17 protein-coding genes and 1 tRNA gene are annotated in these 16,185 nt (G+C 60.8%); 15 read left to right on the forward strand and 3 right to left on the reverse strand.

The genetic code is table 11. The features are described from left to right. The first annotated feature begins 10 nt into the window (after window positions 1–10). The 14 genes from mepA (at window position 11) to M2281_RS08155 (ending at window position 13,754) form a co-directional block, all read left to right on the forward strand. The gene (mepA, locus tag M2281_RS08095) at window positions 11–1,090 is read left to right on the forward strand and encodes a penicillin-insensitive murein endopeptidase (RefSeq protein WP_280820548.1); all 1,080 of its coding nucleotides are present in this window, start codon (window positions 11–13) and stop codon (window positions 1,088–1,090) included. Between the two features lie 135 nt (window positions 1,091–1,225). Further along, window positions 1,226–1,609, forward strand: a complete 384-nt coding sequence (locus tag M2281_RS08100; RefSeq protein WP_280820549.1) for a methylglyoxal synthase — start codon at window positions 1,226–1,228, stop codon at window positions 1,607–1,609. 20 nt (window positions 1,610–1,629) lie between these two features. Next, window positions 1,630–2,655, forward strand: a complete 1,026-nt coding sequence (locus M2281_RS08105; protein ID WP_280820550.1) for a glucokinase — start codon at window positions 1,630–1,632, stop codon at window positions 2,653–2,655. A 154-nt stretch (window positions 2,656–2,809) separates the two neighbouring features. Then, on the forward strand, window positions 2,810–4,654 hold the full coding sequence (locus tag M2281_RS08110; RefSeq protein ID WP_280820551.1) for an ABC transporter ATP-binding protein: 1,845 nt from the start codon (window positions 2,810–2,812) through the stop codon (window positions 4,652–4,654). Beyond that, a complete protein-coding gene (gene dapB / locus M2281_RS08115; protein ID WP_280820552.1) occupies window positions 4,651–5,472 on the forward strand; it encodes a 4-hydroxy-tetrahydrodipicolinate reductase in 822 nt (273 codons plus the stop codon). The genes M2281_RS08110 and dapB overlap by 4 nt, the downstream gene beginning before the upstream one ends. Window positions 5,473–5,503: 31 nt before the next feature. Then, window positions 5,504–6,133 (forward strand): 2,3-bisphosphoglycerate-dependent phosphoglycerate mutase, encoded by a 630-nt coding sequence (locus tag M2281_RS08120; RefSeq protein WP_280820553.1) that lies wholly within the window; start codon window positions 5,504–5,506, stop codon window positions 6,131–6,133. A 366-nt stretch (window positions 6,134–6,499) separates the two neighbouring features. Beyond that, window positions 6,500–6,584 (forward strand) — tRNA-Leu (locus M2281_RS08125). Window positions 6,585–6,767: 183 nt separating this feature from the next. Then, window positions 6,768–7,973 (forward strand): tyrosine-type recombinase/integrase, encoded by a 1,206-nt coding sequence (locus M2281_RS08130; RefSeq protein WP_280820554.1) that lies wholly within the window; start codon window positions 6,768–6,770, stop codon window positions 7,971–7,973. Continuing rightward, window positions 7,970–8,689: a hypothetical protein gene (locus M2281_RS08135; protein WP_280820555.1), complete on the forward strand. Its 720-nt coding sequence runs from the start codon at window positions 7,970–7,972 to the stop codon at window positions 8,687–8,689. The genes M2281_RS08130 and M2281_RS08135 overlap by 4 nt, the downstream gene beginning before the upstream one ends. 89 nt (window positions 8,690–8,778) lie before the next feature. Continuing rightward, the gene (locus M2281_RS29185; RefSeq protein WP_425537685.1) at window positions 8,779–8,967 is read left to right on the forward strand and encodes a helix-turn-helix transcriptional regulator; all 189 of its coding nucleotides are present in this window, start codon (window positions 8,779–8,781) and stop codon (window positions 8,965–8,967) included. Beyond that, complete coding sequence (locus M2281_RS08140) at window positions 8,967–9,782, forward strand: hypothetical protein (RefSeq protein WP_280820556.1); 816 nt, start codon at window positions 8,967–8,969, stop codon at window positions 9,780–9,782. Before M2281_RS29185 ends, M2281_RS08140 begins: the two co-directional genes overlap by 1 nt. A gap of 368 nt (window positions 9,783–10,150) precedes the next feature. After that, complete coding sequence (locus tag M2281_RS08145) at window positions 10,151–12,457, forward strand: AAA family ATPase (RefSeq protein WP_280820557.1); 2,307 nt, start codon at window positions 10,151–10,153, stop codon at window positions 12,455–12,457. Between the two features lie 347 nt (window positions 12,458–12,804). Next, a complete protein-coding gene (locus M2281_RS08150) occupies window positions 12,805–13,404 on the forward strand; it encodes an HGGxSTG domain-containing protein (protein WP_280820558.1) in 600 nt (199 codons plus the stop codon). Further along, a complete protein-coding gene (locus M2281_RS08155; protein WP_280820559.1) occupies window positions 13,401–13,754 on the forward strand; it encodes a hypothetical protein in 354 nt (117 codons plus the stop codon). The genes M2281_RS08150 and M2281_RS08155 overlap by 4 nt, the downstream gene beginning before the upstream one ends. Before the next feature lie 4 nt (window positions 13,755–13,758). Here the strand turns inward: M2281_RS08155 and M2281_RS08160 are convergent, their stop codons facing one another. After that, window positions 13,759–14,031 carry a helix-turn-helix domain-containing protein gene (locus M2281_RS08160; protein WP_280820560.1) on the reverse strand — a complete coding sequence of 91 codons (273 nt, stop codon included), beginning with the start codon at window positions 14,029–14,031 and terminating at the stop codon, window positions 13,759–13,761. A gap of 352 nt (window positions 14,032–14,383) precedes the next feature. On the opposite strand from M2281_RS08160, the gene M2281_RS08165 reads away from it, so the two are divergent. Next, window positions 14,384–14,698 carry a hypothetical protein gene (locus M2281_RS08165; RefSeq protein WP_280820561.1) on the forward strand — a complete coding sequence of 105 codons (315 nt, stop codon included), beginning with the start codon at window positions 14,384–14,386 and terminating at the stop codon, window positions 14,696–14,698. A 139-nt stretch (window positions 14,699–14,837) separates the two neighbouring features. On the opposite strand, the gene M2281_RS08170 is transcribed toward M2281_RS08165, so the two are convergent. Both M2281_RS08170 and M2281_RS08175 read right to left on the reverse strand, forming a co-directional pair. Then, the gene (locus tag M2281_RS08170; protein ID WP_280820562.1) at window positions 14,838–15,206 is read right to left on the reverse strand and encodes a hypothetical protein; all 369 of its coding nucleotides are present in this window, start codon (window positions 15,204–15,206) and stop codon (window positions 14,838–14,840) included. Between the two features lie 103 nt (window positions 15,207–15,309). Beyond that, the gene (locus M2281_RS08175; protein ID WP_280820563.1) at window positions 15,310–15,879 is read right to left on the reverse strand and encodes a recombinase family protein; all 570 of its coding nucleotides are present in this window, start codon (window positions 15,877–15,879) and stop codon (window positions 15,310–15,312) included. Window positions 15,880–16,185: the final 306 nt, after the last annotated feature.

The following is a 16,185-nucleotide window of genomic DNA, read 5'->3' on the forward strand; positions in this document are numbered from 1 at the left end:
GCCGGATTGGATGAAAATGCGCAAGAAATCTCTCTTCCAGACGGCAACCCGCATTGCCGCGGCCGCTGTGGCGGCATTCGCTCTTTCCGGGCTCGCGGCGACGGCTGCCCGTGCCGATGAGCTGGCAAAGGATCTGTTCGGCGCCCAGAAATTGCCGGCGGCGACCACGCCGCACTCCTACGGCTTCTATTCCAAGGGCTGTTTTTCGGGCGGCGTGGCGATCGCCACTGACGGGCCGACCTGGCAGGCGATGCGCCTGTCGCGCAACCGGCGCTGGGGCCATCCGACGATGATCCGGCTGATCGAAAAGCTGTCGCATGATGCGGTGGCAGACGGCTGGCCGGGCCTACTGGTCGGCGACATCTCGCAGCCGCGCGGCGGCCCGATGCTGACCGGCCATGCCTCCCACCAGATCGGCCTCGACGCCGATATCTGGTTCACGCCGATGCCCGACCATCGGCTGACGCCGGTCGAGCGCGAAAACATGAGCGCCACCTCGCTAGTAAATGAAAAGACGCATCTGGTCATCGACAAGCTCTGGTCGCCGGCGCATGAGCGGCTTTTGAAGCGCGCCGCGAGCTATCCGGAAGTCGAGCGCATCCTGGTCAATCCGGGCATCAAGAAGAAGCTCTGCGACACAGTGAAGGGCGACCGCACCTGGCTGCGCAAGATCCGCCCCTTCTGGGGCCACGACTACCACTTCCATGTCCGCATCGGCTGCCAGCCGGGCTCGGTGGGCTGCAAGGCGCAGGAATCGACGCCTGCCGGCGACGGCTGCGACAAGTCGCTGGCCTGGTGGTTCACCGAAGAGCCGTGGCGCCCCAACAAGAACCCCGACGCACCCAAGGCGCGCGACGTGATGACCATGGCGAGCCTGCCCAAGGAGTGCCGCGCCGTGCTCAACGCGCCCTCGCCCCAGTCGGAGGCCGCGGTGACGATGGGCGACACCGGCGGCAGCGGCGTTGCGACCACCAAGCCGGATGCCGCCAAGCCGACCATCGATGTGGGCGAGCCGCCGGTACCTGCGAACGCTTTTGCACCGACGCCGATCAAGCGCCCGCCCCTGCCGCTGCCAAAGCCTTCGCGCTGATGGCGGCGAGGCTAGGCTCGCACTAAATGGTGCTGCGACGCGGCGAAGGCCCCTTTCGCCGCGTCCGATCCTTGGCTATAGGTTTCAACCGATTTAGCTAACGGTCGTAGCGACAAACTAGGCATCGGTTTCCAAGTGGCATCTCCTCTCCGGCTGGCGCTGATTGCGCATGACGAAAAGAAGGACGATATGGTCGCCTTCGCCCGGGCGCATGCCGACTTCCTGGCCGGCTGCGACTTGGTCGCCACCGGCACGACCGGCCAGCGCATCGTCGACGCCTGCCCCGAACTCGAGATAGGGCGGCTGAAAAGCGGCCCACTGGGCGGGGACCAGCAAATCGGCGCCCTGATTGCCGAGGGAGCGGTCGACGCGCTCATTTTCTTCGTTGATCCGCTGACGCCGATGCCGCATGACGTGGATGTGAAGGCGCTAATGCGGCTGGCGATCGTTTACGACATACCTTTGGCGCTGAACCACGCGACCGCCGAACTGCTGATCGGCAAGTTGCGCCAGCTGTGAATTTGGGGATTTTGACCAGAATGTCTTCTGCCCGCGACGAGGATTCCATCCTGCAGTTTCCGATCCTGATCGGCGACATCGGCGGCACCAATGCGCGCTTCGCCATCATCGTCGACGCCAATTCCGAGCCGGGCGAGACGCGCGTCGTGCAGACCGCAAACTACGCCTCGATCGATGACGCGATCCAGGAAGCGGTGCTGGACCATACTTCGCTGAGGCCGCGTTCGGCCGTGCTGGCGGTGGCGGGCCCGGTTGACAGCGACGAGATCGCGCTGACCAACTGCCCTTGGGTGGTGCGGCCGAAGGCGATGTTCGAGACGCTCGGCCTTTCCGACATCGTCGTGCTCAACGACTTCGAGGCGCAGGCGCTTGCCGTGGCGGCGCTGGGCGAGGAGCACATGGAAAAGATCGGCTCCGGCGAGCCCGAGCCGACCGCCGGGCGCGTCGTGCTGGGGCCAGGAACCGGGCTCGGCGTCGCAGGACTGATCCACGCCTGCCACAAATGGATACCTGTGCCGGGCGAAGGCGGGCACATGGACATCGGCCCGCGCACCGAGCGCGACCGCGAGATCTTCCCGCATCTCGAACCGATCGAGGGCCGCATCTCGGGCGAGCAGATTCTCTGCGGGCGCGGGCTCGTCAATTCCTATCGCGCAATCGCGATTGCCGACGGTAAGGAAGCCCGTTTCGCCACGCCGGCGGAGATCACCGCCGCAGCACTGGACAAATCCGATCCGATTGCCGTCGAGGCGCTGGACTTCTTCGTCACCGCGCTCGGCCGTACCGCCGGCGACCTTGCGCTGGTCTTCATGAGCCGCGGCGGCGTCTATCTCACCGGCGGCATCGCGCAGAAGATCGTGCCAGCGCTGAAGACAGGCAATTTCCGCGAGGCTTTCGAAGACAAGGCGCCGCACCGCGAGCTGCTGCGCAGCATGCCGGTCTATGTCATCACCCACCCGCTGGCGGCGCTGAACGGTCTTGCGGCCTATGCCCGCATACCATCGCGCTTCGGCGTCGAAACGACGGGAAGGCGCTGGCGTACATAGACCGCCGCGCGGCAGGGGAGCCGCGACATCGACGCCACAACGGCGATGATTCGCATTCCGGCCATAGGCAAGCCGTCTCGATGACGCTATTAGGATCGCGGAACGAACCGAGTGGCGGGCGCGGTAGCGCAATCTTTGACGGACGATCTTTAATTTGAGCTCTAAGAAGAACAGCGGGACCAAACCCGACAGCGGCGAAATCATTGCCGTGATCAAGCGCGTGCTGGCCGAGAACGGCCGCGAATATGTGTGGTCCTACGTGATCGCAGGCGCCTGCATGGTGGCGGTCGCGCTGACGACCGCCTTCCCGGCATGGATCATGAGCAGCGTGATCGACGATATCTTTTATCGTCAGCGCGCCGACCTGATCACGCTGATCTGCGTGGGTATCCTGGCGGCATTCATCATCCGCGGCGTTGCCGGCTACTGGCAGGCGGTGATCCTGGCCAAGGTCGGCAACAATCTCGTCGCCCGCTATCAGCGGCGCATATTCGACCACCTTATGAAGCTCGACATCGGCTTCTTCTCCCAGCAGCGATCCGGCCACCTTGCCGCGCAGATCAACCAGAATGTCGGCGGCATACGCGACCTCCTGTCGATGACACTGACGGCGGTTGCGCGCGATTTCGTCTCGCTGATCTCGCTGGTGGGCGTCATGTTCTGGCAGGACCCGCTGCTGTCGCTGGCCGCCTTCCTCGTCGGCCCGCCGCTCGTGATTTCGGTCAACTACCTGATGCGGCGGCTGCGCTCGATCACCCGGCAGGCGGTGGAGATCAACTCGCGGCTGATCGGCTCGATGCAGGAGGCTACCCAGGGCATCACCGTGGTGAAAGCCTTCACCATGGAAGACCAGCTTTCGCGGCGCATGATCAAGATGATCGACCATGCCGAGGAGCGGTCGAACAAGATCGCCAGGGTTTCGGAGCGGTTGACGCCCATTGCGGAAGTGCTGGCGGGTTTTGCCGTGGCCGGCGTGATTGCCTATGCCGGCCATCGCACCGCAGCCGGCGGCCAGCCGCCCGGCACGATCGTCGCGTTCATCACCGCGCTGCTTTTGGCCTACGATCCGGTGCGCCGGCTGGCCAAGCTGCAGGTCGGGCTCGAGCGCTCGCTGGTCAATGCGCGCATGATCTACGAAATCCTCGACCTGACCCCGCAGCAGGGCGACGCGCCTGACGCCAAGGCGATCAAGATCGGCAAGGGCGAGGTGCGCTTCGACAACGTGTCCTTCGCCTATGGCGAGGACCTGCCGGTGCTGACCGAGGTGAGCTTCGTGGCCGAGGCCGGCAAGACAACGGCGATCGTCGGCGCTTCCGGCGCCGGCAAGACGACGCTGACGGCGCTGCTCGAACGCTTCTACGACCTCGACGGCGGCAGCATCGTCGTCGACGGGCAGGACATCTCCAAGGTGACCAAGCACTCGCTGCGCAGTTCCATGGCCTATGTCTCGCAGCAGCCATACCTGTTCGAAGGCACCATCTCCGACAACATCCGCTACGGCCGCGAGGACGCGACAGACGACGAGATTCGCTTTGCCGCGACGCAAGCCGCCGCCGACGAGTTCATCCGCCAGCAGCCCAACGGCTACGACACGGCTGTGGGCGAAAACGGCGTGACGCTTTCGGGCGGCCAGCGCCAGCGCATCTCGATCGCACGCGCCATCGTTCGCAACGCGCCGATCCTGCTTCTGGACGAGGCCACCTCTGCGCTCGACAACGAATCCGAAGCGCGTGTGCAGGAAGCGCTGACGACGATAATGAAGGGGCGCACCACGATCGTGATCGCGCATCGCCTGTCGACGGTGATCAATGCCGACTGCATCGTTGTGATGGAAGCCGGCCGGGTGATCGAGCAGGGCACACATGAAGAGTTGCTGGCCAATCCGCAGGGCACCTATGCGCGCTTTTACCGCCTGCAGAACAAGAAGGGTCTCGACCTGGTCGACGACACCGAGCAGGATGAGCCGTCGAGCCTGAAAGCCGAGGGAGCGAACGCATGAACGACATGGGTCTCGTGGTTGTCGGGGCCGCCGGGCGGATGGGCCAGACGCTGATCCGCACCATCCATGCCATGCCGGGCGTGCGCCTGGCCGGCGCTGTCGAGCGGGCTGGCTCGGCGCATGTCGGACACGATGCGGGCGAACTCGCCGGCCTCGGCAAGCTCGGCGTTGCGATCACCGACGACCCGCTGCCCGCCTTCGCCAAGGCCGACGGCGTGCTCGATTTCACCGCGCCCGCCGCGACCACGGAATTTTCCGGCTATGCCGCGCAGGCGCGCATCGTCCATGTCATCGGCACCACCGGCTGCTCTGCCGGCGACGAAGCCAAGATCGCGGCGGCCGCGCGCCACGCGACCATCGTCAAGTCCGGCAATATGAGCCTGGGCGTCAACCTGCTTTCGGTGCTGGTGGAGCAGGCTGCGCAGGCGCTGGGACCGGAAGACTTCGACATCGAGATCCTCGAAATGCACCATCGCCACAAGGTCGACGCGCCTTCGGGCACGGCCTTGCTGCTGGGCGAGGCCGCAGCGACGGGACGCGGCGTCAGCCTTGGCGAGCACAGCATCAGGGTGCGCGACGGCCACACCGGCGTGCGGGAGAACGGCGCCATCGGCTTTGCCTCGCTGCGCGGCGGCTCGGTGGTGGGCGACCATTCGGTGATCCTCGCCGGCACCGGCGAGCGCATCACGCTTTCGCACCAGGCCGAAGACCGCACCATCTTCGCGCGCGGCGCGGTGAAGGCCGCACTCTGGGCTCGCGGCCGCAAGCCGGGGCTTTATTCCATGCGGGACGTGCTCGGCCTTTCCCAGGCCGGGTGATCGCGCTTTATCCATCCCAAGGGAGCAAGACATGACCGGAACCCTCGTGCTCGTCCGCCACGGCCAGAGCGAATGGAACATGAAGAACCTGTTCACCGGCTGGCGCGACGTCGACCTCAGCGCACAGGGCGAAGCTGAAGCCAAGGCGGCCGGCGCACGGCTTGCCGCACGCGGCCTGAAGTTCGACATCGCCTTCACCTCGGCGCTGAAGCGCGCGCAGAAGACCTGCCAGTACATTCTCGACGCCACCGGCCAGAGCGACCTCAAGACGATCCGCGACCAGGCCCTGAACGAGCGCGACTATGGCGACCTCAACGGCCTCAACAAGGACGATGCCCGCGCCAAGTGGGGCGAGGAGCAGGTGCATGTCTGGCGCCGTTCCTACGACACCCCACCGCCCGGCGGCGAGAGCCTGAAGGACACCGGCGCGCGCGTGTGGCCCTACTACATGCACGACATGCAGCCGCATGTGCTGCGCGGCGGCACCGTTCTGGTGGCTGCGCACGGCAATTCGCTGCGCGCGCTGATCATGGCGCTGGAAGGCATTTCGGGCGAGGAGATCGTCAAGCTCGAACTCGCCACCGGCGTTCCGATCATCTACCGCCTGAACGCCGATTCGACCGTGGCCTCGAAGGAGGTCCTCGTCGCCGAGCCGGCGTAAGACGCCGCTCTCAAGGAATCCCGAAGCCCGGCCCTCGTGCCGGGCGACCTGAAGATCCGTCGGCCGGCGCCTTTGCCGACGCAACACTGGCGAGTCGGACGCTACCGATTCGGATTCGGGCAGCCGGCAAAGCGATTCGCGGGTCATTTTTGGCGACCGCGGGCGCAGAGTCGCAAATTCGTACGCTGCCGGCGGTCCAGTCCTCCGCCTCCCGTTCCGCTGATTTTCCCACGTTTTCCGGCATCTTGCGGGATGGCAGAGACGGGGCGCGACAAACCGCCCACAGCATCTTTCAGTTCCGATGCTTTTTTTCCCGAAACCGCGTTGACACGGCCCCGCTGTCCGCTTACATCGGCGGCACACCTAGCCCAGGTGGCGGAATTGGTAGACGCGCACGGTTCAGGTCCGTGTGCCGCGAGGCGTGGAGGTTCGAGTCCTCTCCTGGGCACCATTTGTTCTTCTGCGGTCATCCGCAAGAACGATTTGGTTCTCGAAAAAGCCCGGTTTTCCGGGCTTTTTTCGTTTTCCGGCCTCTCTAGTTTTCCGTAACCGTCCGCTTGCAGACCCGCGGTTTGTTGGTAATGCTGTTGGTATCGTTGGGATTTTCCCACCCTGGGCCCGGAGCATACCAACAATGCCTCTGACGGATACCGCAGTCCGGAATTTGAAGCCGGCCAACACTACCAAGAAATACAGCGACGGCGGCGGCCTTCATCTGGTCGTCAATCCTACGGGGTCCAAGCTGTGGCGTATGGCCTATCGCTACGACGGAAAGCAGAAACTTCTGTCATTTGGTGCTTACCCGGCTGTCTCCCTAGCGGACGCCAGAAAGCGGCGGGAGGACGCCAAAAAGCATCTCGCGGCTGGCAACGACCCAGGACATCAGGTCAAGGTTGAGCGCCGGGCTAAGCAGCTCTCCAACGCAACCACATTCGGCGCAATCGCGGATGAGTTCTTGCTGAAGCTTGAGCGTGAGGGGCGCGCCGACGCCACGATGAAAAAGAAGCGCTGGTTGTTGGGCATGGCGCGCGACGGGATCGGTAGCCGCCCCATCACCGAGATTTCCGCGGCCGACATTCTCGCTTCTCTTAAAGAGGTGGAAGCGGCCGGCAACTACGAAACTGCCCGCCGGATGCGATCCACCATTGGTCAAGTCTTTCGCTTCGCGATCGCGACGGCCCGCGCGGAAAACGACCCCACGGGAGCCTTGAAAGGCGCACTCATCACACCGACGGTCACGCACAGGGCGGCAATCACCGACCGGAAAGGGTTTGGCGGTCTCCTACGCGCAATCTGGACATACGAGGGCACGCCCGAAACAAGAGCCGCATTGCAGCTTATGGCGTTGCTCTATCCTCGGCCGGGTGAGCTACGGTTGTCTTGCTGGGAAGAATTTGACCTCGACGGCTCTTCGTGGACCGTCCCGGCAGCACGGACGAAAATGCGCCGGGAACACACCAAGCCTTTGCCGCAACAGGCTGTCACGGTCCTGCGCGAACTCCACAAGGGCACCGGCGACGGTCGCTTAGTTTTTCCTTCTATCAAATCCCGGAAGCGATCGATCAGCGAAAACACCTTGAACGGGGCGCTGCGTCGTCTCGGCTTCACCGCCGACGAGGCCACCAGTCACGGGTTCCGGGCAACCGCGTCGACGTTGCTCAACGAAAGCGGCCATTGGTCGCCGGATGCGATCGAGGCAGAGCTGGGGCACGTCGGTGCCGACGAGGTTCGCCGGGCGTACCATCGCGCGCGGTATTGGGATGACCGGGTGAAGATGGCCCAATGGTGGGCAGACGAACTCGATACGTTGCGAACGACCGGTATCGGGGTTTTCGGATGACCACCGTCCAGGAAGAGCTAGGCCGGCTACTGTCTTCCGTCCAATCGCTGACGGAAAGACTTGATGGGCGACCGCTCGAGAGCGAGCAAGCTACCGGCATCTATCAAGCATTTTGCATCATTGGAGAAATGCTCGGCCCAGCCATAGCAGCCCACCTCGTCAAGGAATGCTCCGATGAGGATCTGCAAAATGAGCTTGCCGAGGGTATCCACACTGGACCGGGACGGGAGCGCTCGGCGGCGATCAGGGCCTACAACTCCGCGGTTGTCGCCCGCTTGCTTTTCGATCTGACACCTACTGTTTCAGGCGCTTTTCACTCCGGCGAGCAAACTGTTCAGGCGATCGTCAACGACCTAGTCGGCGATGACCCGCCGCTCGAACTCAAGAAGCCGCAGCAGCGCCCGCGCGGCGCAGGCGGGTGGCATTACCGCAGACAGCGAGAGCTTGCGCGGGCGACCTTATACGAGATCGTAGTTTACGAAGCGGCCAGGAACGAAAAGGCGGAAGAACGGACGTTCAATGAGCTGATTGAAAACGCCGGTAGCCGAACTGGGGAAACACGCTGGCGAGATCTCAAACGAGGCCAAAAGACACTGCGAGCGGATTTTGAATCCGTCTCACAAGCCTTGCGCGATCGCGCGATCCAAACCAGGGTTGAACACGAAAAACTGCACTTGCTTAGCAATCAGAATTTTTGGCGCACTCTTGGTTTGTAGCGCGAGCCAAATCCCTATTTAGCTCCCGTATTATCCGCGCTCATCCGCTCCTATCGTTAGTCAATATTGGCGATAGAAGGACAGGCGCAATGAGCCAACCCGACCGATTTATCAGACTGAACGAGGTCGAAACCCTTACCGGCTTCAAACACTCGTTCATTTACTCGCAAATCAAGAATGGAGATTTCCCACCTCCCCTCAAGTTTGGGTACGCCTCGCGCTGGTCCCTGAACGCAGTTCAAGCCTGGATGGCTGAAAAGCTCCGTGAGGCTGCATAATGGCCGATCATTACCTCTGCCGGTACAATCGGCCTCACCCCGCCAGCAAGTTCAGCTTTCTAGTTCGCAGCTTTGAATGGCTCGATAGCGTTGATCTGCGGTTCCAGTTCGAACCAATGGACCACGTCCCCGGAGCGAGCAGAGATGCCCAATACGTTGTCCGGCTAAACAACGAACTTTATGACTCTGTGCGCGCAACCACTCGCAGAGAAGTGGAAGGCAAATTCCAGCAAGCCGGCGTCTCAATTAATGCGGCCGTCGACGCTTTGATTGAGGCGGATGTCGACAACCAAATGCGCGCTTTGTCACTTTCCGAACGCTTGGCAGCTCGCTCCACCACAGGTCTGGGCTTTGCATCGCATTTCGACCTGCACGCACGCATCTTACACGCCGCATATTACGTGTTCACGCCGGAAAATAGCCGAGGGTCCGAAAACGCGCGATGTTCAGCAGTTGCCGCCGCGTTGAATGGAGACGCTCGGCGCGACGGCAAGCCGTGTTTGTCCGCTGATCACGTGCGACGTGCCGTAAACGATCGGTTCTTTAAAGATCTCGTCCGCGCCTCCCTCCGCTTCGCTGGCCGTGACGAGCTCTTTTGGCAAATCTACCAAATAATGGCGTGGCACGATCGGCTAACCGTTCGCGCGCTGGATTATCTTTGGCGGCTCGCGGCTAAGGATAGTCGCTTCAAAAAATATCATGGCTCCGCGCTCGCTGACGCCATTCAAGAGCACAGGGGCATGCGGCAGTGCGTCACCTGGTGGTTTGAGCGCGCGAGGCCATCCCCTCCACTCAACGTTCCTCTTGCGGCTTGATGCTCGCGACTTTTGGTCGTTTTGCGGCGCTGTAATCGCAAGCCTGAGCGCGTCACGATGCTGGCTCACAGGAGGTCGCCACATGCAAACCACTGCCACACCTACCATGATTTCCGCCGCCGACGCGGCTCGTCGACTGGGTCTGTCACCGGCCCGCGTCTACGCCTTTTGCGCGTGTGGCATTCTTCTTTCGGATCGCGCGGGAAATCGGGTGTTCGTCGAGGAAACCAGTGTCGAACGCCTGGTGGCACGACGGCGAAGTGTTCGCCTAGCGCGCAAACCCAGGCACCTTCGACTGGTCGTAAACAACGAGAATGAAAAAGGCCGGTCGCCCGTTGCAGGGGCAAGCCGGCCGGAAAGTGTCCGACATGAATATAGCCCAAACGCCGCGGGCGATGCTAGGCGATTTCCTCGCGGCTTCACCAGTCGGCCGACCTGCGCCGACGAATGACGAGAAGCAGCGCGGCGCGGATGTTGCCATAGACTTTCTGAAGAGGCTCGACCTGGACGGCCGGCACAATCTCGTCAGGTTCGGGATCGATCCCGATGGCAAGAGTTTCGTTGATACCGGCAAGACCTTCGCCCCAGGCAGTTGGGATGCCATGCGGACTTGGCTCGTGGACAGTTATGGGCGGTACAACTGCTATTTCTCCCTCAACGAGCCGCTACCGGATGCGCCAGACCGCAAACTGGGAAAAGGTGACATCGGTGCCATTCGGGCCCTTTGTGTCGACGTGGATCCCGCGGACGGGGAAAACCTGGACGCATCGCGCCAACGGATCGCAGATCATTTCGCGGAGGCGCTGAACGATGTGTTTCCGCCATCAGCCGTGTGGGACACCGGTGGCGGCTATCAGGCATTTTGGAAGCTCTCGAGCAAGCTCCCCGCTAATGTCGACACGACACGTGAAATCGAAAGCCGTGGCCGCGCGCTCGTCGACATGCACAACAGCGACAGCGTGCAGAACGTGGATCGCATTCTGCGCCTGCCTGGGCTGCCGAACATCCCCGATGCCAAGAAGCTGGCGCGCGGCCGAGCAACCCGCACCGCAAGGTTGATCCACTTCGGCAAGCGGACGTTCAGCCTTGACGAAGTTAGGCAAGCGGTCCCGGCCTATGTCTCTGACAATGCAGGAGCCGACCTGTCGCCGGAAATTCGCGAGGCTATGGGCGCCTTGGACCTGCACGCGGTTTTCGAGGTTGCGGATTTTTCCGATCTCCCTGGCAATTTGCGTGACCGGTTTTCGTCAGCCTGCGAAGCCGACCCTAAGCTTCGGGCGATATGGGAGGGTGATGCGACGCACGTCAAAGGTGCCAAGGCCGGCTCGACCAGCGAATGGCGGTTTGCCTTGGCTCAGCAGCTTGCTTCGTCGCGGGAGATCGAATTTCACATTCACGATTACGCTCTCCTGCTCAGAGCCTGGCCGGAGGCGGCGCCATTCTGGGACAAATACGAAGACGATGATTTCGGATTGTCTCGGCAGCTCGCGCGCGAATGGGTCAAAAGCGGCGCAAGATTGTCGCCTCGAGCACTGGTAGAAAAATGGTTCGACCCGAACGCCTTGGTCGTAGCGACCGAGCCGCTGTTTCCTCCAGATCCTGGCGGTACGCCAGCAACCGACTTTTTCCAAGTCGTGAGCATCGACGAGCTTAACGCCCGCCCGCCGGCGCAGTGGCTGGTTGCCAGGCACATTCCAAAAACCAGCTTAGGGTTTCTCAGCGGCGCGCCTGGCGCCGGCAAGACCTTTTTGGCCATCGATCTGGGATTGTCGATCGCCTACGGGCGTTCTGACTGGCACGGCGACGCGATCGAGAACACCAAGCGGGGAATTGTGGTCTACGTCGCGGGCGAAGGCAGCTACGGCTTCAAGGCTCGCATAGCGGCTTGGCGGGCCAGGCACGCTGCAACGATGAGCACCGATCGCTTTGTCCTGATCGAGCAGGCCGTCAACATGATGTCCAAAACGGACATCGAGAAAATGGAGCGCACGCTTGCGCGCGCAGTCGCGCAGCCCATTGCTGCCATTTTCATCGACACAGTCTCCCGCGTCATTCCTGGGGCTGATGAAAACCATCAGGGGGAGATGTCACAATTTGTCGGCGCATGCGACAGGCTGAAAAACCGGTTCGGTTGCGCGATCATTTGTGTGCACCACCTGAACAAGAGCGCCGATGCCATGCGCGGCTCAACGGTCCTGATGGGCGCGGCCGATTTCGCTTTCAAGCTCACCAAACGGCCGAAGGGAACATCTCGGGAGTTGGTCTGCGAAAAGCAAAAGGACGGTCCCGACGGTTGGCATGACGTCTATGACTTCGAAACGGTGTTCACCGCTGACGGGCAATCGTCGCTCATACCTCAGAGATTGGGGAACAGCAGCGGCGACACTTCGCTAACTCCGAAGAAGGTCGCCCAAATCTTCGAAGCAATGCGACAGGCTTGGGACGACGGACAGCCTTGGGCGCGCTCGCGCCAGTCGAAGCAACGTTGCGCGTCCCTTCGCATGCAAGCCGATTTCGGTATCGATCGGGAGGAAGCAGAAAACGCCATCCAGTTATGGGAGCGTTCGGGCTTCATCGAAGAAGACATTGTGTCCAGCAAATACAAGGTGCGCGGCTTCCGAGTGAAAGGATCCCCTCTCCCGGAAGCGGCCGAAGCATCCGCGGCATTCGATTAGGCGATGTGTATCACGGACAAAATGTCGGCGGAAAAGCCTTGGCGGAAATGGTGGAGGAAAAGGTCGAAAACAGGGCGGAAAAGCGGAAATGCACCTCTAACCGATTGATTTCATTGGCGGAAATGAATGGCGGAAATGCAGGCGGAAATGGAAACCGTTCGGCGGAAAAGCATGGCTAACCCATTGATTTTATTGGGGCGGAAATGCAGGCGGAAATACATACTACGTATGGGGCGGCGGCTCCGCTCCGCTTGCCCGCGCTCCGCCGGCCCCTCGAACTTGTATGCGGGCAAAGCTCCCACCTTCTTTGGGTCGGGCAACTTGCTGATAATTCAAATGGACGGGCTGTGTCCGATGGTGAGCGCATGAGCCACTGCCCGCCGCAATTCCAAACATGGTGCGGCTCGCCAGCGCATCGCGAGCAAGCTCGGCGCGCGTGCGTCGCGTTGAACGCTGCCCGCAGGCTGAAGCCGAAATGCGGGGCCCGCACGAAACAGGACGGCCAACCCTGCCAAAACCTGGCGCTTGAGAATGGGCGCTGCAAATTCCACGGCGGCAAAGTCCCGAAAGGGAAAAACTGGCATGTCGTGCAACTGCCCGACGGGACAGCACCGGACGCTGTTGTCCGCGCCGATCGCAAGCTCTGGGACAAACAGCGCATTGCGAAGAAGCGAGCCGCTCGCGTCGCTGCTTTGTCGCCAGAGAAGCGCCAGGAATACGAGAAATGGCAATCCGAACGCATTCCTGGCCCCGCAGCGGAACGCGCACGCAGGCGATGGGAAAGAGCCGAGAACGCTGCCTTCCGCGATCGGTTCAGTCAACTGAGCCCGACCACACTCGACCCGGAGGCTGCCGCGCTGGCCGTCGAGCGGCAACGGCTTCAGGATGAACTCGCCAAGGTCGACGCGCAGCTATGTGAAAACCAGAACATTGGAGTTTTCGGATGATGGATAATTCGTTTGACGACCTGGCCGGCGATGATGAAATGCGCGCCGAGATCGCTCGGAGAGCACGCTCCGAGGGCATCAAAGCGGCTTATGAAAGCGCGCTGGCGATATGCCAAGACAAAAACGCACCGGCGCAGGCCAAGTCGAATGCCTCCCGGACTTTGTTTGAAATCGGCGGCATGCTGAACCGCGCCGATCGAAAAGACGAAAGTCTTTCGAGCAAGGAGCCGCACGAAATGACCGGTGACGAGCTCCGCGCCTATAAGCAGCAGTTTGAACGGAAGGCCCGGCAGTTGAACGCCGTCCTGAATCAGTCAGAGGATGGCAAACCCGGCGGCGCTTTCGATTGAAAGGTCATTTGTCGCTGAAGCGAGATTTCGTCAACGCGACGGCTCGGCGAACGATCCATATTCGGCGGGCCAGCTCTTGCGGCGTTTCAAGCCGCTTTTCGGCTTTCTTTTCCTTTACCGATCGCTCCCTAGCAATGAACTGATTCAGGTCGGCCACATCAACCAACACCGGCCGTCCGGGTATGTACGCCAGCTTTCCGGAAAGTCGCAATTGCTTGACGCGTGACGTTGAACAGCCAAGGACTTTGGCGACCTCAGCCTCTTTCAAAAGAACCATGACCACCTTTCGTGCTTAGATTACCCTTACTCAATAAATCCACCAATCTAATATAGATAGCAACGAATTTTATGTATGTTTGGCATATCCCTAGATCATACATACGTCTGACATATTCTATTCAACATAATAATCATCATTTACTACATTGACACATAACTTAACTAAATGCAGAACTGCGCATGGAAATGAGAACCGCCATTCGCTAGATTGCTTCTGGCCTGCTGATCACAGGCCAAGTCTGGAATCCCTTCGCCATGTCCAGGGCCGAAAGCCTAAAAGCGAAGGGCCGATGTAGCCGGTTCTCAGTTCCAGACTTTAATTTCGCTTGAGAAGCAGGAGCTACAGCACAATGAATTCTGTTAACGCAGCCATGCCCGTAATCGCTATCGGGCCATCTCTCGTTACCTTCGAGAAAATCGTAAGCATCGATGAGTGCTATCGCTATGAAATGGCAGTGCTTGATGCCTTTGGGGGCAATTTTATATTGGCCGACCAAGCCTGCGTGATTGCGCGCTTTTCGGCATCGAACGTTCGTCACTCCGTCTTACCAGGCGCAAAACTCGCAAATGCGGAGAGTTACGTTTTCGTCGCCGATATCCCGACGGTCGTGTTTACGGACTTCATGGTTACAGCCGGTTTGGCACAGCAGGCAATGGCAGCCTAGGAGAAAGAGACGTTCGGCTGTTCACGCCGAACTGTTGACCAATTGACCGGCCTTCACCCAGCAGACGAACCCCCTGGACCGCAATTCAGGGGGTTTTTATGTGGGCCACGTATGACGGAAATAGAAATCGCTGAAGTAGTCAGGCCGCGCCCGCGCGCTTTAGAGCGAGATTAAGCAGGTAGTGCGGATATGCAATCGGCCGGCATTCGTACCCCACTGCCATCCCAAGTCCGCGCCAGCTCGACAGCATTTCGCGGCATTCTCGTTCCGTGCCGTATTTCAACCCATTGTTTTCCGGCAAACGGTTGAACGTTTCGTAGGGCGCTGTTTCCGGGAACGGCTCTACGTACCATTTCGTCGGCCCGAAGGCCCACAGCAAACCGGAAGCGACCAGCGCCAGCACGGCAATGTTCTCCAGCCACGCCATGACCGCTTGCATAACGCGATCTGTCGCACGGACGGCGGCAGGATCGAGAGCGCATGAAAGCCAGTTCAGGAAAACCTGCATAGAATACTCCCCTACCAAAAAGCGAGGGTAGTTTAACTATTGAACGGTGGATGTCGTCAATGCAGAGACGTTCATGCGACCAGCGCCGACGGCAGGCCGAAGCTTACACGTCGGATACCTCGCTATTTAGTGCCCTATAGACGCTCGCCTTACTTAGCCCCGTCTTGCTCATAATGTCCTTGATGAGTTGTCCGTCGTCGCGGAGCCTGCGAATTTCAGCAACAACATCAGGTGTAGTCTGAACCTTCCGGCCGAACTTAGTCCCCTTGACTTTCGCCTTGGCGATGCCATCCATCTGACGTTCGGCTCGGATCGCCGTTTCAAATTCCGCGAACACAGCCAACATCTGCAACATCGCACGCCCCGCGGGTGTGCTTGTGTCAATGCTCTGGTCGAGCACCTGAAGTTCCACCCCCTTGCCTTGCAATTCCCTCACGATCGACAGCAAATCTGTTGCCGATCGTGCGAGGCGGTCGATTTTGGTGATGACGAACGTGTCGCCCTTACGCGCAAACCGCAACGCTTCCTTGAGAGCCGGCCGATTGCTGTCAACGCCGGAGCGCTTTTCCTCAAAGAGGTGATCCGGCTGCACACCGAGGGCGAGCATCTTGTCGCGTTGAACTTCCAGGCTCTGCCCAACGGAGGAAACGCGGATGTAAGCGACCATGGCCATGTCTCAGATCTCCTAATAGGTTGCGACAATCGATTTATGAGACATGAAAAGAGACGCGTCAACCGACATTCTCACAATGTATACTTTATGAGACGCGGTGCGTTGAGCACTGCCGGTACTAATAAATTCGCGTAGCGACAGGTGGCAGCCGGCCCGCACCGTGGCCGACCCTACCCTGGCCCTGGACCCGCCCCCTGGGTACAGTCCGAACGGCCCAGCCGCTGCCGCGCCGGACGCCCGTAGAAATTTGCAACTCTCCAAGACTTTGACCTGCTTGCCATGATCCCGGACGGTTCGCGCGTTCGC

Source organism: Pseudaminobacter soli (ex Li et al. 2025), assembly GCF_029892515.1.
Classification (GTDB): domain Bacteria; phylum Pseudomonadota; class Alphaproteobacteria; order Rhizobiales; family Rhizobiaceae; genus Pseudaminobacter; species Pseudaminobacter soli_A.

Bases quoted from the DNA above. Each gene is read 5' to 3' on its own strand.
- M2281_RS08170 (WP_280820562.1), bottom strand. From the start codon at position 15,206: ATGCAGGTTTTCCTGAACTGGCTTTCATGCGCTCTCGATCCTGCCGCC.
- M2281_RS08135 (WP_280820555.1), top strand. From the start codon at position 7,970: ATGACCACCGTCCAGGAAGAGCTAGGCCGGCTACTGTCTTCCGTCCAA.
- M2281_RS08105 (WP_280820550.1), top strand. From the start codon at position 1,630: ATGTCTTCTGCCCGCGACGAGGATTCCATCCTGCAGTTTCCGATCCTG.
- M2281_RS08140 (WP_280820556.1), top strand. From the start codon at position 8,967: ATGGCCGATCATTACCTCTGCCGGTACAATCGGCCTCACCCCGCCAGC.
- M2281_RS29185 (WP_425537685.1), top strand. From the start codon at position 8,779: ATGAGCCAACCCGACCGATTTATCAGACTGAACGAGGTCGAAACCCTT.
- M2281_RS08130 (WP_280820554.1), top strand. From the start codon at position 6,768: ATGCCTCTGACGGATACCGCAGTCCGGAATTTGAAGCCGGCCAACACT.
- mepA (WP_280820548.1), top strand. From the start codon at position 11: ATGAAAATGCGCAAGAAATCTCTCTTCCAGACGGCAACCCGCATTGCC.
- M2281_RS08145 (WP_280820557.1), top strand. From the start codon at position 10,151: ATGAATATAGCCCAAACGCCGCGGGCGATGCTAGGCGATTTCCTCGCG.
- M2281_RS08120 (WP_280820553.1), top strand. From the start codon at position 5,504: ATGACCGGAACCCTCGTGCTCGTCCGCCACGGCCAGAGCGAATGGAAC.
- M2281_RS08175 (WP_280820563.1), bottom strand. From the start codon at position 15,879: ATGGCCATGGTCGCTTACATCCGCGTTTCCTCCGTTGGGCAGAGCCTG.
- M2281_RS08160 (WP_280820560.1), bottom strand. From the start codon at position 14,031: ATGGTTCTTTTGAAAGAGGCTGAGGTCGCCAAAGTCCTTGGCTGTTCA.
- dapB (WP_280820552.1), top strand. From the start codon at position 4,651: ATGAACGACATGGGTCTCGTGGTTGTCGGGGCCGCCGGGCGGATGGGC.
- M2281_RS08165 (WP_280820561.1), top strand. From the start codon at position 14,384: ATGAATTCTGTTAACGCAGCCATGCCCGTAATCGCTATCGGGCCATCT.
- M2281_RS08155 (WP_280820559.1), top strand. From the start codon at position 13,401: ATGATGGATAATTCGTTTGACGACCTGGCCGGCGATGATGAAATGCGC.